Origin of the sequence: Luteimonas sp. 22616, from assembly GCF_052044325.1 — a bacterium.
GTDB lineage: Bacteria > Pseudomonadota > Gammaproteobacteria > Xanthomonadales > Xanthomonadaceae > Luteimonas.
Genome location: NZ_JBQEMW010000002.1, coordinates 660931 through 676342, shown reverse-complemented (window position 1 = coordinate 676342; position 15412 = coordinate 660931). Strand labels below are relative to the sequence as shown.

Annotated in this window: 12 protein-coding genes; 2 read left to right on the top strand and 10 right to left on the bottom strand. The window is 68.6% G+C overall.

Features of this window, described 5'->3' with window-relative positions:
* Positions 1-53 precede the first annotated feature (53 nt).
* The 3 genes from ACTJIL_RS15420 to glnA form a co-directional block, all read right to left on the bottom strand.
* The gene (locus ACTJIL_RS15420; RefSeq protein WP_440756490.1) at positions 54-425 is read right to left on the bottom strand and encodes a response regulator; all 372 of its coding nucleotides are present in this window, start codon (positions 423-425) and stop codon (positions 54-56) included.
* The gene (locus tag ACTJIL_RS15415; protein ID WP_440756489.1) at positions 422-4273 is read right to left on the bottom strand and encodes a chemotaxis protein CheB; all 3852 of its coding nucleotides are present in this window, start codon (positions 4271-4273) and stop codon (positions 422-424) included. The genes ACTJIL_RS15420 and ACTJIL_RS15415 overlap by 4 nt, the downstream gene beginning before the upstream one ends.
* Positions 4274-4591: 318 nt before the next feature.
* Positions 4592-6001 (bottom strand): type I glutamate--ammonia ligase, encoded by a 1410-nt coding sequence (gene glnA / locus ACTJIL_RS15410; protein ID WP_440756488.1) that lies wholly within the window; start codon positions 5999-6001, stop codon positions 4592-4594.
* Positions 6002-6710: 709 nt separating this feature from the next.
* Here glnA and ACTJIL_RS15405 point away from each other — a divergent pair.
* Both ACTJIL_RS15405 and ACTJIL_RS15400 read left to right on the top strand, forming a co-directional pair.
* A complete protein-coding gene (locus ACTJIL_RS15405) occupies positions 6711-7577 on the top strand; it encodes an undecaprenyl-diphosphate phosphatase (protein WP_440756487.1) in 867 nt (288 codons plus the stop codon).
* Positions 7578-7637: 60 nt separating this feature from the next.
* On the top strand, positions 7638-8459 hold the full coding sequence (locus ACTJIL_RS15400; protein ID WP_440756486.1) for a DUF4377 domain-containing protein: 822 nt from the start codon (positions 7638-7640) through the stop codon (positions 8457-8459).
* A 235-nt stretch (positions 8460-8694) separates the two neighbouring features.
* Here the strand turns inward: ACTJIL_RS15400 and ACTJIL_RS15395 are convergent, their stop codons facing one another.
* From ACTJIL_RS15395 to ACTJIL_RS15365, 7 genes are all read right to left on the bottom strand, one after another.
* On the bottom strand, positions 8695-9318 hold the full coding sequence (locus ACTJIL_RS15395; RefSeq protein WP_440756643.1) for a YbhB/YbcL family Raf kinase inhibitor-like protein: 624 nt from the start codon (positions 9316-9318) through the stop codon (positions 8695-8697).
* 150 nt (positions 9319-9468) lie between these two features.
* Positions 9469-11544 (bottom strand): tetratricopeptide repeat protein, encoded by a 2076-nt coding sequence (locus ACTJIL_RS15390; RefSeq protein WP_440756485.1) that lies wholly within the window; start codon positions 11542-11544, stop codon positions 9469-9471.
* A gap of 65 nt (positions 11545-11609) precedes the next feature.
* Positions 11610-12689 (bottom strand): YheT family hydrolase, encoded by a 1080-nt coding sequence (locus ACTJIL_RS15385; protein WP_440756484.1) that lies wholly within the window; start codon positions 12687-12689, stop codon positions 11610-11612.
* A 6-nt stretch (positions 12690-12695) separates the two neighbouring features.
* Positions 12696-13562 carry a lysophospholipid acyltransferase family protein gene (locus ACTJIL_RS15380; protein ID WP_440756483.1) on the bottom strand — a complete coding sequence of 289 codons (867 nt, stop codon included), beginning with the start codon at positions 13560-13562 and terminating at the stop codon, positions 12696-12698.
* Between the two features lie 201 nt (positions 13563-13763).
* A complete protein-coding gene (locus tag ACTJIL_RS15375) occupies positions 13764-14126 on the bottom strand; it encodes a hotdog fold thioesterase (protein WP_440756642.1) in 363 nt (120 codons plus the stop codon).
* Between the two features lie 91 nt (positions 14127-14217).
* A complete protein-coding gene (locus ACTJIL_RS15370; RefSeq protein ID WP_440756482.1) occupies positions 14218-14829 on the bottom strand; it encodes a YkvA family protein in 612 nt (203 codons plus the stop codon).
* Between the two features lie 109 nt (positions 14830-14938).
* Complete coding sequence (locus tag ACTJIL_RS15365) at positions 14939-15145, bottom strand: hypothetical protein (protein WP_440756481.1); 207 nt, start codon at positions 15143-15145, stop codon at positions 14939-14941.
* Between the last annotated feature and the right edge of the window lie 267 nt (positions 15146-15412).

Below are 15412 nucleotides of genomic sequence, written 5' to 3'. Positions count from 1 at the left end.
ACACACGTTCGCCATCCCGCCTGCGCGGGGATGGTGCGCCAGAAAACTGGCGGCTATCCGGCTGGATCGCCGAGCAATGTCGCCAGCGCCTGTTGCAGCTGCGCCTGCCCGTAGGGCTTTTGCAGCACCGGTTGCTGACGGTAGCCGTCCGGCAATCCGGCGTCGCCGTACGCGGACGCGAACATGTAGGGGATCCTGCGCCGGGCCAGCAGGTCGGCGACCGGAAACACCTGTGTTCCCGCCAGGTTGATATCGAGGATGGCGCCGTCGATCGCTTCGGACTCCGCCAGCGCCAGCGCACCGGGCAGGCGCGCGGCCTTGAGGACCTTGTAGCCGGCATCGCCCAGGATGTCTTCGAGCATCATCGCCAGGTACATCTCGTCTTCGACGATCAACACGCAACGCCCGGGTGCGACGGTCTTCATGGCGCAGGCTCTTCGTTCGTCAACGGCACATCGATGCGGCAGGTCACGCCTTCGGGTTCGAATGCCAACGTCACCTCGCCGCCAAGCTCGAAGGCAAGGCCTTCGTTGATCAGGCGCGTCCCGAAGCCGCGCCGCGTGGGCGGCGTGACGGCCGGGCCGCCGCGCTCGGTCCATTGCAGGCGCAACCAGGCCTGTCCATCGACGACGCGCGTATCCCATTCCACCGCGACGCGTCCCTGCGGCTCCGACAGCGCGCCGTATTTGCCGGCATTGGTGGCCAGCTCGTGCAGCGCCATGCTCAGTGCCAGCGCGGCTTTCGGTTCGAGCGTCAGCGCGGCGCCGGCCAGGGTGGTGCGCGATGACCCGTCGCGCCGATAGGGCGCCAACTCGGCCAGCACGATTTCGCGCAGGTCGACGCCATTCCAGGCATCGTTGGCGAGCAGGTTGTGGGTGTTGGACAGCGCATGCAGGCGCTCCAGGAATGCGGTCTTGAAGCCGTCCAGGCTCGGCGCGCCGGCCATCGTCTGCAATGCGATCGCCTGCACGCTGGCCAGGGTGTTCTTGACCCGATGGTTGAGTTCGCCCAGCAACAGTTGCTGGTGTTCGGCGGCGCGGCGACGCTCGCTGATGTCCTGCAACACCGCCAGCACGCGCTCGGGCTTGCCATCCGAGCCGATGATCGCGGAAACGCTGTTGTCGACCCAGACCTCCGATCCGTCGGGCCGCAGATAGCGCTTTTCGATCCGGAATGGCGGGCCGCCGGCCAGCAGCGCCTGCAATCGCTGCAGATAGACCGGCACGTCGTCGGGATGGGTAATGTCATGCTTTCGCATCCCAGCAAGGTCTTCGGCACTGCGTCCGACGAGTTCGCAATAGGCCGGGTTGACCCGCAGGAAGCGACCCTGGAAGTCGGTTTCGGCGATGCCGACGGTGGTCTGCGCGATCAGTTGCGCCAGGTGCCGTTCGCTGGCCCGCCCGGCTTGCTCGGCGCGCAGGCGCTCGCCGATGTCGCGGGCGATCAGCGAACCGGCGATGACGTTGCCAGCGCTGTCGCGCACCGGAGAACACGTCACCTCCACCGGCACCTGGCTGCCATCCAGTCGCAGCCAATGCATTTCCATCTCGGCCGAGGCCCGCTGTTGCGTGCAGGCCTGCAACAGGTCGCGGGCCCGGACATCGTCCTTGCCGGCGACCAGTTGCGACAGCGACTTGCCCAGCATCCGGCCGGGCGGGTAGCCCAGGATGCGCCTGGCGCTGGCGTTCCAGCTGGTGATGGTGCCGTCCAGGGCATGGCCGATGATGATGTCCCGCGACGAGTCGACGATCGCTGCCAACCGGCCGCGTTCGACCTCGTGTTTCTGGCGTTCGCTGATGTCCATGAAGGTCAGCACCACGCCGTCGATGACATCGTCGACGGTGCGGTAGGGACGCATGCGCAACAGGAAGGTCATGTTCTTGTCGTCGTCTTTCAGCGACCGCTCCACGACCGCCAGGGTCCGCAGCACCTGGGTCACGTCGCCCTTGAGGTCGGGATACTCGATCCGCGCGGCGATCTCGGTCAGCGGCCGGCCGCGGTCGCTGTCGCGCAGGTGGTAGATCTCCGTCACTGCCGGGGTGAAGCTGCGCACGCGCAGTTGCGCGTCCAGGAACAAGGTCGCGACCTGGGTGCTGTCGAGCAGGTTCTGCAGGTCGCTGTTGAGGTGGTTCAGGGTTTCGTTCTTGCCCTGCACCTCGGCGTTGACGGTCTGCAGCTCCTCGTTGATCGATTGCATCTCCTCTTTCGAGGTTTCCAGCTCCTCGTTTGCCGACTGCAGTTCCTCGTTGACCGACTGGTATTCCTCGTTGGCCGATTTCATTTCCTCGCCAACCGTGGCCTGCTGCTCGACCGCGGCCTGCAGCTCGGCGCGGGTGCTGGCCAGTTCCTGCTCCAGGCCTTGCACGACGGCATTGCCGGCGGCGGCGTCGCCATCGGCGGTGCTGGCCGGCGCGGCTTCGAGTTCGTCGAAGGCCAGCACGCACAGGGTCTTTTCGCCCTCGATGTCGGACAAGCGCGTGGCGATCAGGCGCAGACGCTGGTGCCGGCCGCCGATGGCGACGCCCAGGCCTTCCTGCACCACCGGCCTGGCACCGGCCATGGCCTGCTTGACGGCCGCGCGCGCAGCCACGCGCAGGCCGCGATGCAGCAGGGCAAACAGGTTGAGGCTGGCCGCGCCGGACGATGGCCCCAGGTAACGCCCGGTGTCGCCGGAAAACCGCACGATGTCGTGGTTGCCGTCGATCACCACCCAGGCCGGTGTCCACGGCTCCATCACCATCCGCGCGCCGAGATCGATGCGATCCTCGCTGCCGGCGTGCAGCGGCGCCACCGTGCGACCGACCGGCGGCGCGCGACCACGCGGGCTGCGCTCGGGCATTACCGGGGCACCGACGCCGCTATCGTCGCGGCGCACGTACAGGCGGTGGCTCTTGTCGAGCGTGGTGAACAATCCGGCATTGCGCCCCAGGCCTTCCGAGCTCCCCAGCAGCAGATAGCCGCCGGGTTGCAGGGCGTAATGGAAAGTAGTCAGCAGGCGTTCCTGCAATTCCGGATTCAGGTAGATCAGCAGGTTGCGGCACGACACCAGGTCCATGCGCGAGAACGGCGGGTCCTTGATGGCACTGTGCGGCGAGAACACGCACATCTCGCGGATCGGCTTGACCACGCACCAGTCGTCGCCCTCCTGGCGGAACCAGCGTTCCTGGCGCTCCGGCGACACGCCGGTCAGCGGTGATTTGTAGCGCCCGGCGCGGGCGGCGTTGATCGCGTAGTCGTCGATGTCGGTGGCGAAGATCTGCACTTTCGGCGCGCCGCGCTTGCCGCGGTCACCGTCGCTCATGGCTTCCTTCAGCGCGATGGCGATCGAATACGCCTCCTCGCCGGTGGCGCAGCCGGGCACCCATACCCGCAACGTATCGGCCGCGCCCTTGTCGGCCAGCAGCTTCGGGATCGCGGTGGTCTGCAACGCCTCGAAGGCCTTGGGATCTCGGAAGAACTCGGTGACCCCGATCAGGACTTCGCGAAACAGGGCCTGGTGTTCTTCGGCATGTTCGCGCAGGTAGGCGATGTAGTCGGGCACGGTTTCGGCCTGGACCACGTGCATGCGGCGCTGGATGCGCCTGGTCAGGGTTTTTTCCTTGTACTGGCTGAAGTCGTGGCCGACCTCGAGGCGCAGCAGGCCACAGATCGTGCGCAGGTGCGCGGCCAGGTCCTGGCGTTCGCCATCGGGGCCCTTGTGGCTGTCGCTGAGCTGCAGGTGCTGCCCATGCGCCAGCAATCGCGCCGGCATGTCCCCCACCGGCAGGATGTGGTCGACCAGGCCGGTGGCGGCGGCACTGGCCGGCATCCCGGTCATCGCCGCATGGTCGAAGCCCGATTGGGCCAGCGTCAGGCCACCACGCTCCTTGATCGCACGCAGCCCGCGCGCGCCATCGCTGCCGGTGCCCGACAACACGATGCACACCGCGCAATCGCCGTGGTCTTCGGCCAGTGAAGTGAAAAAGGTATTGATCGGCCAGCGGTGCTGGCGCGGCGGCGCCGGCTTGCTGACCTGCAGTGCGCCGTCGCGGATGGTCAGGGTGGCATCGGGCGGGATCACGTAGACGTGGTCGGCCTGCACCGGCTCGCCATCGGTGGCCTCGACCACCGGCATCGCGGTGCTGCGCGCGATCAGTTCGGTCAGCAGGCTGTCGTGCTGCGGCGCCAGGTGCTGGACGAGCACGAACGCCATGCCGCTGTCGGCCGGCATCTTCGCGAAGAAACCCTTGAACGCCTCCAGCCCACCGGCCGAAGCGCCGATGCCGACGATCAACAGGGGTTGGTCGGGCCGCGGCGGCGCGGTGGCAGCCTGTCCTGTTGCAACACGCGCTGCGGCGGTGCGCGTCCGCCTTGCATCTGCGCGTTTTGCTGGGATGGACGGCATTTCCCGAGGCTTGTTCCGAGTCTCCTCGCAGTATGGCCTCCGGGCGGGGTCTTCATCGTGAAGCCGCATGCCGGGGATCGGGCGAAGCCGGTGGGAGCGACTTCAGCCGCTCCCACAAGGGTTCGCCGTCTCGCAATCGGAAACGGCGAAACGCATCTCTCGTTCCCCGTTCCCCGTTTCCGACTTCCCCCGTTCCCGCTCCTGCCCTCAGATCGCGTAGTACATCTGATACTCGAGCGGATGCGTCGCGGCGCGGAAGGCGGTGACTTCCTTCATCTTCAGGCCGATGTAGGCATCGATGAAGTCGTCGGTCATCACCCCGCCGGCCTTGAGGAACTCGCGGTCGGCATCCAATGCTTCCAGCGCCTGGTCGAGCGAGTGGCACACGGTCGGGATGCCCTTCTCTTCTTCCGGCGGCAGGTCGTACAGGTCCTTGTCGCTGGGGCCGCCCGGGTCGATCTGGTGCTTGATACCGTCCAGGCCGGCCATCATCAGCGCGGTGAAGATCAGGTAGCCGGAATTCATCGGGTCCGGGAAGCGCACTTCGATGCGGCGCGCCTTGGGATTGGCCACGTACGGAATGCGGCAGGAGGCGGAACGGTTCGACGCCGAGTACGCAAGCATCACCGGCGCCTCGAAGCCCGGCACCAGCCGCTTGTAGGAGTTCGTCGTCGAGTTGGCGAACGCGTTGATCGCACGCGCGTGCTTGAAGATGCCGCCGATGTACCACAGCGCCATCTGCGACAGGCCGCCGTAGCCGTCGCCGGAGAACAGGTTGACGCCGCCCTTGGCCAGCGACTGGTGCACATGCATGCCGCTGCCGTTGTCGCCGACGATCGGCTTGGGCATGAACGTCGCGGTCTTGCCGTTGCGGTGGGCGACGTTCTTGATGACGTACTTGGTGGTCAGCAGCTCGTCGGCCTTCTTCACCAGCGAGTTGAACTTGGTGCCGATCTCGCACTGGCCGGCGTTGGCGACTTCGTGGTGGTGCACCTCGACCTCGATGCCGACGGCTTCGAGCGTCTTGCACATCTCGGCGCGGATGTCGTGCAGCGAGTCGAGCGGCGCGACCGGGAAGTAGCCGCCCTTGATGCCGGGGCGATAGCCGGTGTTGCCGCCGGCGTACTCGCGCCCGGAGTTCCAGTGCGCCTCTTCCGAGTCGATGTGGAAGAAGGTGTGGCCCATCTCGTTGGCGTAGCGCACCGAGTCGAAGATGAAGAACTCGGGCTCTGGGCCGAAGAACGCCTGTTCGGCGATGCCGCTGGACTTGAGGAACGCTTCGGCGCGCCGGGCGATGCCGCGCGGGTCGCGGGTGTAGGCCTGCATCGTGGTCGGGTCGAGCACGTCGCAGGTGAGCACCAGCGTGGGGTCGGCGGTGAACGGGTCGAGGAACGCGGTGTCCGGATCGGGCAGCAGCACCATGTCGGACTGGTGGATACCGCGCCAGCCGCTGATCGACGAGCCGTCGAACATCTTGCCGTCCTCGAACAGGCCCGGCTCGATGATCGATTTCGGGAACGTGACGTGGTGCTGCACGCCGCGCATGTCGGTGAAGCGCAGGTCGACGAATTCGACCCTGTGGTCGGTGATGAGTTTTTCGATGTTCTCGATGGACATGGCGGACCCGGCGTTGAGTGGATGCGCTTGAACGATGCAAGCGTCATGCCAACCAGGCGTTCAAGGTAACTAATTGAATTTAAACGAATTTCTGAATCACTCTCCAAACATTCGCACCAAATCAAGGCAAACGTATAACTTAACGCACCAAGTTAGTGCGATTCGAGCCGAATGGTCGCTGCCTTGCTCTCCGGGGCCCCTCCGAAGCGGCGGAGACGGCGGGCCAAACCCCGCAGGGGCGCCGCACATGAGATGTGCGGCGTTTTCCGCGAGGGCAGGATGCCCTCTCGGTAGTTCCCACCGGCTCCGCGAACCCGATCCGCAGCATCGGGCGCGCAGGCGGGGTGTGCTTTCTTTGCGCCAGGTTTCTTTGCACAAGCAAAGAAAAGGTGGCTCGCGCCGTCACGGCGCGAAACGCTTTTGAAGTAGACGCCAAAAGCAGCTCGCTACGCTCGCGCCCTCATCCGCCCTCCGGGCACCTTCTCCCGCAGGCGGGAGAAGGGCTCGATGCGCCATGTTGTCTTGCACAAGCAAGATCGCGCCGTCACTGCATCCAACGCTCGTGAGCACGGAAGGCAAGTATCGACGCACCCGAAGGCCGGCAACCACGCGACACCCGGAATCCCGGAAGCGCTCTGCCCCGGCACGGGGACCACCGATGTTCTCCCGTATCCTGTGACGCTCCGCCCACCACAACACTTCGCACCCCGTGACCGACCTGCTCGCCGCCCTGTTGCTGGGCATCATCGAAGGCATCACCGAGTTCCTGCCGATCTCCAGCACCGGGCACCTGCTGATCGCGCAGCATTGGCTGGGCCACCGCAGCGACCTGTTCAACATCGCCATCCAGGCCGGCGCGATCCTCGCCATCGCGCTGATCTACCGACAGCGGCTGTGGGACCTGGCGATGGGCTTCGTCGGCCGCGGCGCGCCATCGGAGCATGATCCAGCCGGCATCGCGCTCCGTCCGTCGCAGGCGCGCGACTACGCGTTCAAGCTCGGCGTCGCGTTCGGCGTGACCTGCGTGCTCGGCGTGATCGTCAAGAAGCTGGGCTTCGAACTGCCCGACCGCGTGGAACCGATCGCCTGGGCGCTGATCCTCGGCGGCGTGTGGATGGCGGTCGCCGAACACTTCGCCGCCAAGCGCGCGCAGGCACTGGGCGAGCGCAGCACGATCAGCTGGACCGTGGCGATCCTGGTCGGCATCGCGCAGGTGGTCGCGGGCGTGTTTCCGGGTACCTCGCGCTCGGCGGCGACGATCTTCGTCGCCCTGTTGTTCGGCACCACCAGCCGGGTCGCGGCCACCGAATTCGCGTTCCTGGTCGGCATCCCGACGATGTTTGCCGCCACCGCCTATGAGCTGGCCGACGTCGTCTACAGCGGCCAGGCCGCGCACGAGGACTGGACCGCATTGGCGGTCGCCTTCGTCGCCTCGGCGATCACCGCCTTCATCTCGGTGAAATGGCTGCTGCGCTACATCCAGTCGAACCGCTTCACCGTCTTCGCGGTCTACCGGGTGGTCCTGGGCGTGGCGCTATTGCTGCTGTTGCCGGCGGCCACCGCGTCCGTCGGCTGAGCGTCGACCCCATCCCGAGCGCCCGCGCGTTTGCACGCACCCGCAAGGAGATCGATCGACATGAACAACACGATGCTGTTTCCGCTGCTGCTGGCCCTGGCCGCATGCACGCAGAATGCCCCGGCGCCCGAATCAGCGACGCCGACCCCGGCCGCCGGCCCGGCTGCCGCAGCCGACGCACCGGCAGCGACCGATGCCAAGGCGCTCGACGGCTATCGCTGGCGCCTGGAATCGGCCACCGATGCCGGCGGCGCACGCATCGACGCATTGTTCCCCGATGCCGGCCGCGCGCTGACGCTGGATTTCGCCGACGGCCGCGTGTCGGTCTCCGGCGGCTGCAACGGCCAGGGTGGCAGCTACCACACCGTCGACGGCGGAGCGCTGGAAATCGGCTCGCTGATGTCCACGCAGATGGCGTGCGATGCGCCACTGATGGACGCCGACACGGCCGTCGCCGCGCTGCTGGCACGGCCGCTGCAGTGGCGCATCGAGGAAAGTGCGCCACCGCGGCTGCGGCTGGTCGCCGCCGACGGCAGCAGCACGACATGGATCGGCGAGGCGACCGCACAAACCCGTTATGGCAGCCCCGGCGAAACCGTGTTCATGGAAGTCGCGCCGCAGCGCATCGCCTGCAGCCACCCGCTGATCCCGGACTACCAGTGCCTGCAGGTCCGCGAGATCCGCTACGACGCCGGCGGCGTCAAGCAGCCGCCCGGCGAGTGGCAGGCGTTCTACGGCGATATCGAGGGTTTCGAGTTCCGCGAAGGCGAGCGCAAGGTGCTGCGGCTGAAGAAGTTCAACAAGCCCGATCCGGTACCGGCCGATGCCTCGTCGATCGCGTACGTGCTCGACATGGTGGTGGAGTCGGAACTGGTGCGGTGACAGTGCGCATCCGCTCCGTTCGCCGACCATGCGGGTATGGATGCGGGTGACGGACGGCGCGTAGAGAATGACGCGCGAGCCGCTTCCCGAACGGTCTCCCGAGCGCAGCGCCGGATGCCGCTCTGGCGGCACTGAAGCAGGATCCCTCGCTGCGCCCGGGATGACAACGCAGCGGCGCACCGCGCGGCGATTCATCGCCGGTCGCGCATCACCCGACACGCCCGGCCTTCCATGCTCAAGCCACGGCGGCAGCGACGGCAGGATGCAGCGCGTACGTGCCATGCACCGAGGCCTCGGCCAGCACGTGGCCGTGCATGGCGCGGAACACATCGCCTGCGGCGAAGCGCTCCGGCAGTGCGAGCGTCTCCACGTCGAGCGCGAACAGGCGGAAGAAGTAGCGGTGCAGGCGCAGGTCGTTGGGCGGCGGGTACGGGCCGTCGTAGCCGAGGTAGTCGCCGCGCATGTCGTCGCTGCCGGCGAACCAGCCGGTGTAGTCATTCAGGCCCTGGCGGGCGCCGGCCGGGCCGGGCGGCGTGCGCTTGCCGCCCTTGTCGACGCCGTCGCTGCAGTTGCCCGCCGGGATTTCGCGCACGTCGGCGGGGATGTCCACCATCACCCAGTGGACGAACTCGCCGCGCGGGTGCGTGACCGGGATTTCCATGTCGTCCCGGCCGGCCAGCGACGGGTCGGTAGGTGCGTCGGCGTCGATGCACAGCAGCGCGAACGAATGCGTGCCCGCCGGCACCTCGTCCCAGGCCAGCTGCGGGTTGCGGTTGCCACCAAAGCCGGCCGCCGCGCCGAGCGCGAATTCCGCCGGGATCGGGCCGCGGGGTTCGAAACTGCTGCTGTGGATCTGCATGGCGTGCGCTTGCATGGCATGTCCTCTTCAAGCATCCAACCGTGATGTCATTCCGAGCATGGCGAGGAATCCGCTCTTGTCGTGGCCGTCCTGGCTGGAAGCAGGATCCTCGCCCGGAATGACGAACCTGCTTTTTTGCACCCCTTGGGATCAGGCTTCCGGATAGCCCAGCCGTTGCGCCACCGGCGCCAGCAGGGCGAAGGGTTCGGCCAGCACGCCAGCGAACTCGCGCCAGCGGCCCGCAGCAAAATGCGGCGGGCCGAAGATGCCGTCCGGCGGCGGTGCGATGTTGGCGCGCAACGCGGCGCCCAGTGCGGCAGCCATGGCGGGGCCGTCATCGTGGATCTCGTCGAGCTTCACCAGCGCATAAACCAGCGGCGAACGCTCGTGCAGCACCGCGACATGCTCGAGGTGACGCGCCAGCCACTGCGCCATCTGCAGCGGCGACTGGACCTGCAGCCGCAGCGGCGCGTCGAAGGCGAGCCAGTCGAGCAGCATGTCGCGCGGATCGCGCAGCGCGAGCAGCACATGAGCCTGCGGCAGCTGGGTCAGCAGCATCGGCAGCAGCGCGTTGTCCCACCACAGCAGCCAGTCGATCACCTCGCCGTTGGCCACGCCGCGCGTGGGCAGATGCTCGCGCCAGTCCGCCACGACGGCGGCGGCTTCGAGCTCGCCGCCGGCCAGTCGCGCGGGCAGGTTGAAACTCTGCAGCAGGTCCTGCGGCGTGCGCTGCGGGATGAAGCGGTCGCCGCGGAACGCAGGCATCGTTCCGGCCAGGATCGCGGCCAGGCGCTCGACGCCCGACCCCGGCGCGCCGGCCAGGAAGGCCACCGGCGGTGCGTCGGCGGCCGGCGCGACCAGCGGCGGCAGCGCGGCGTCCGCCACCGTCGGCTCGGGCAACGGCAGGCGGCGCGAAGTGGCCTCGACATGCAACCCGAGCCAGGTCGCGACCGCGGCGTCGACCCGGCCGACACGGTGCTGCACATGTCCAAGCCAGTTGCGCAGCTCGTAGCGCACCTCGGGGTCCTGTGTCTGCGCCAGCAACGATTCGATATGGGCGAAGCCGGCATCGGGGTCGCGCGCCACCATCCGGTCGGCGATGCGCATCTGCGCCAGCCGGTGCCCGGGCACGCGCGCGACGATGCGCTGCGCGATGGCCTCGGCGCCCTCGGCGTCGCGGCGCATGCCCAGCAGCGCCATGTTCGCCTCCAGCGCCGGCAGCGATTCGGGCATCTGTGCCAGCCAGCGCGTGGCGACGTCCAGCGCCAGCGGGTCGGCTGCGTCCTCCACCGCCAGCCGCGCCTGCCACAGTGCCTCCGCCTGCGGCGACGTCGCCAGCGCGGCGTCGAACACGTTGCGAGCCTGGTCGCGGTCGCCGTTGCGGCGCAGCGCCTCGTACAGCGCTTCGAGCGTGCGCGGGTCGTCAGGTTGTTCGGCTAGCGCGCGGCGCAGCAGCGGCAGCGCGCGCTCGTGACGGCCGGCGGTCAGTTCCAGCTCGCCGGCAAAACGGTGCAGCCCCGGCGTGGCGTCGTCGCGGCCGAGCAGCGGCGCCAGTTCGTCGGCAGCCTCGTCTGGTCGGCCCTGGCGGCGCAGCAGTTCCGCCAGCAGCGCGCGCAGCCCGCGCGCCGACGGCATCTTTTCCAGCGCGCTGCGGAAGGCCTGTTCGGCGAACGCCAGGTGGCCCTTCTTCAAATAGGCGAAACCGAGCGCATAGCGGATCTGGGCGTCGTCGGGCGCTTCCTGCATCGCTTGCGAGAGCAGCACCAGCGCGGTGTCGGCGTCGTCGCGCTCGAGTGCGATGCTGCCCTGGAGCAGGCGCGTCCACGGATGCTCCGGCGCTACGCGGGCGGCAAGCCGCGCCAATCGTTCGGCCTCGTCGAGGTCGCCGCGCATCAGTGCCATCTGCGCCTGCATGACATAGGCGCCGAACTGGTTGGGGTCGAGCTGCACGGTCTGCGACAGCGCCGCCTGCGCCGCTTCGAGCTGGCTGCCGTGGAGCAGGTAGCCGGCCCGGTGGAAATGCAGGTCCGCATCGTCCGGCGCCAGCGCGATCGCGCGGTCGATGCTCGCCAGGGCGGCATCGCCGTCGCCGCTGGCGCGCAGCGCCATGGCCAGCGCGCGGTGCGCCTGCGGGTCTTCGGGGTGGGCGGTGGTCGCGGCGCGGGCCAGCGACAGGGCGTCTTCATTCGCCCCGCGCCGAAGCGCGTCGAGGATGTCTGCTTGCATGGGAAAGGTGGTCGGCGGGCGGCGCCCGGAATCCGGCCATTCTAGCGGTCGCCCGCGGCGGCGCCTCAGTCCGCGGCGGCGGCGGCCAGCCGTTCGGCCACCCAGCGCTCGGCGAAGCCGTCCAGGCGCACGTTCTCGAGGAAGCCGCAGTGCCCGCCCCACTGCGAGATTTCCAGCCGCGCCCGCGCCGGCAGCACCAGGGCGTGGAAATCCTCGATCGGGATCACCGGGTCGTCGGCCGCCATCAGGATGTCGGTCGGCACCGCCAGCGGCGCCAGCCGGTCACCGGCGATCGAGTAACCGTCGAAGTAGTTGTCGAGGGTGCCGAAGTCGGTGTGCCGCTGCACCAGCCACTGCGTCAGCTCGCGCATGTGCAGCTTCAGCGTCGCGTCGTCGAAGTTGTGGCGCTCGGGGAACAGCCGGCGCTTGCGCTGCAGCGAGTCGCGCCACTTCTTCTCGAAATAGCGCATGTACATCGGCGTGCCGCGTTCCATCTGCAACATCGTCCGCGCCGGGTCCAGCACCGGGCAGACCGAGGCCACGCGCGCCAGCTGCAGCCCGGCCGACGGCGCGCGCAGCGCCAGGCGCAGCACGAAGTTGCCGCCCAGCGAATGCCCGGCCGCCACCATCGGCCGCGCCGGCCCGCCTGCGGGCAGGAAGCGGCGCGCGATGTCGCAGGCCGCGTGCACCACTTCGTCGATGCGGTTGGAGTGGAACAGCGCCTCGTTGAGGTGGTGGGTGTCGCCGTGGTCGCGGAAGTTGAGGCGGAACACCTCGAAGCCGCGCAGCAGCAGCTGCACCGCGGTCATGCGCATGTAGCTCGACTCGGTGCTGCCTTCCCAGCCGTGCAGCAGCAGGGCGAGCCCGCGCGGCCGCATCCCGGGCAGCGTGGTGTGCAGCCCATGCAGGCGTACGCCGTCGCCGCCGTCGATCATGTGCCCGGTGCTGACCGCGCCGATCCGCGCCAACCCGTGCGCACCGCGCATCCGCCGCAGCGGGCTGCCGGCGAGGATCGATTGCACATGGCGATTGCGCAGCCACAGCGGGGGCCGGTAATCAGAGGCGGCAAGCCGGGATTCCGCCGTGAGTTGCCCCGCGTCCGGCACATCGGGCGCCTGGCCGGTGGTTTCCGGGAGGTCGGACATCGCCTGCTATGCCCGGCGCCCGGGCTCGCGCGATTGGCCTGGTTCGTCGGGCTCGCCCGGCTTCCCGCCCTGCATGGCCGTGACGATGCGCGCGCGCGCGAGTTCGGCGATGCGCCGGCGGCCTTCGGTGTCGCCGGGCACGATCGGCGGCAGGAACACCACTTCCACCACCCGCGCCGGCTCCCCGATCAGGCGCAGGAAGTTGCCGAGGAAGCTTTCCTTCGGCCGGAACGCGACCACCGTCTGCGCGCTGGCGTCGGCGCCGTAGCGCAGCGCCACCGGCTGCACCGGGGCGCCGGCCTCGACCGCGGCCAGGAAGATGCGGGCGTGGAACGGGCCGACTTCAGTGCCGTCGCGGGTGCGCCCTTCCGGGAACACGCCCACCGAATGCCCGGAGCGCAGCCGCGCCAGCATGACCTGGAGCACGCCGCCGAGCGATTCGGTGCTGCCGCGCTGGTGGAAGATCGTTTCGCCGCGCGCCGCCAGCCAGCCCACCAGCGGCCAGCTCGCGATCTCGCGCTTGGCGACGAAGCCCATCATCCGCTGACTGTGCAGGGTGACGATGTCGACCCAGCTGACGTGGTTGGCGACGAACAGCGTCGCCTGCGGCACCGGCGTGCCGATGCGGACCAGGCGGAAGCCGAACACGCGCAGCAATCCGGACGACCAGGCGCGCACCGCGCGATGATCCAGGCGCGAACCGCCGAACTCGCTCGCACCCCACGGCGGCATCATCAGCAGCAGCACCACCGGCAGGTCGACCAGGATGTGCCACACCAGGAACGGCACCCGGTACAGATAGCGCCACGCGCGCACGAGGTTTCCTTCCGACACCGGTGTTCCGGGAAGGACGGGGGAAGGCTGCGAAGTCATCCGCGCACGATACCGGATGCATGCCGGGCGCGGAATCGAAACCCGCCGCAAGGCTGCCGCTCCCGCTGTCGGCCATGCAAGCGGAGGCTCCCGTGGGAGCGGCTTCAGCCGCGCACTCTGGACTCCTCCCCGCGAAGACAAAGGAGAGGGGTCAAGGCAAGAGCTCGCGGCTGAAGCCGCTCCTACAAGAGCTTCTCGGCTTCAGCCGCGCCGCGGCACCACCGCCAGGGTCAGGCGCGACACGCAGGCCAGGCGGCCGCGGTCGTCCTCGATGCGGATTTCCCACACCTGGGTGCTGCGGCCCACGTGCAGCGGCCGCGCGGTACCGGTGACGGTGCCCTCGCGCACGCCGGCCAGGTGGTTGGCGTTGATCTCGATGCCCACGCACATCGCGTCGTCGGCCACGCACAGGTTGCCGGCGCTGCTGCCGAGCGTTTCGGCCAGCAGTACCGAGGCGCCGCCATGCAGCAGGCCGTAGGGCTGGTGGGTGCGCGCATCGACCGGCATCGTGCCGCGCACGAAGTCGTCGCCGATTTCGGTGAACACGATGCCCAGCGCCTCCATCGCGGTGTTGCGCGAGGAGGCGTTGAGGGCTTCGAGGCTGGTGGCCTTGCGGAAGATCACGCCGGCACGACCGGCGCGGGACTGCGGCGGCTCACTTGAAGGTGAACATCCCGGGACGCCAGGCGCGGGTGTAGGTGCGCCGTGCGCCGTAGCCGCTGCTGCTGCCGTAGCCGATGCCGACGTCGCGCTGGCGGCGCGTGTGCATGCGGTCGACCAGTTCCTCGCGGCGGCTTTCCAGCCAGTCGGCCTGGCCGACGCTGGATGGCTCGACGCCGCGCTTGGTCGCCTCGTGGGCGCGGAACTCGCAGAAGTCGTCGTACGCGTCGAGCTCGTGGCGCAGCTCGCGCACGCACAGCTCGATCATGATCGCGTCGTCGAGGAAGCCGAGCACCTCGACGCTGTCCGGAATCACGTCCTTCGGATCGACGAAGTAGACCAGCGCCGACATCACCCGCTGGCGGTCCTCGTCTTCCATGTGCCAGCCCTGGTCGCGGACCATGGCGATCATGTCGTCGAGCTGCAGCAGCCGCTCGCGGACGAAATCCGGGATATGCACCTTCTGCGCATCGGCCAGCAGCGTGCCCGCCGCGGCCACGACCTCTTCGGGCGTCTTGCCCTCGGCGGTCTTGCGCGATGCCTGCATCGCCTTTTGGAAATGCTCGAGGTCGCGATCGCTGAGATCGATGGTCAATGAGATCGACATGGCGGGTCCGGAGGGCGGCAGGAAAGACTGCGAAGACTAGGGCGCCGCACGCGCATGCGTCAACAAAGCTGAAGCCGGCGACGATGCCCCGCGCCGCCGGTCGCGGCGGTCAACCGCACTGGAAGCGCGCGTTGCCCCAGTCCTTCACGTAGCGCTTGCCGCTGGCATAGCCGCTGCTGTTGCCGTAGCCGACGCCGAAGTCGCGTGCCGGGTACTGGCGGTACGCATTGGCCACGACCGGCTTGGCGGGGGCGACCGGAGCGCGCGGGAAGGTGCGCGGGAAGGACGAAGTTGAATGGGAATGCTGGGTGGTCATGGCGGTCTCCCGGCCTGTGTGATTTGGTGTGTTGGTAAACTACAACACCTAAGCAACGCCGCCATGGGCCGGAAGTCACCCCGCCTTCGTCACGGGCCGGCGCATGGCCGTTGGATCGCTGCCGTGCTGTCCTGGCTTGGATGCCGCGCGGGGGCCCGGCGGTTGCCATGACCAATGCCACGGTCGTGGCGGGCCGCCGTAATCGCGGACGGACGGGCGGCAGCCGGGGAAGCGGGGGCGTCCGCGATGCCGGCAGCGGTGGCCCGC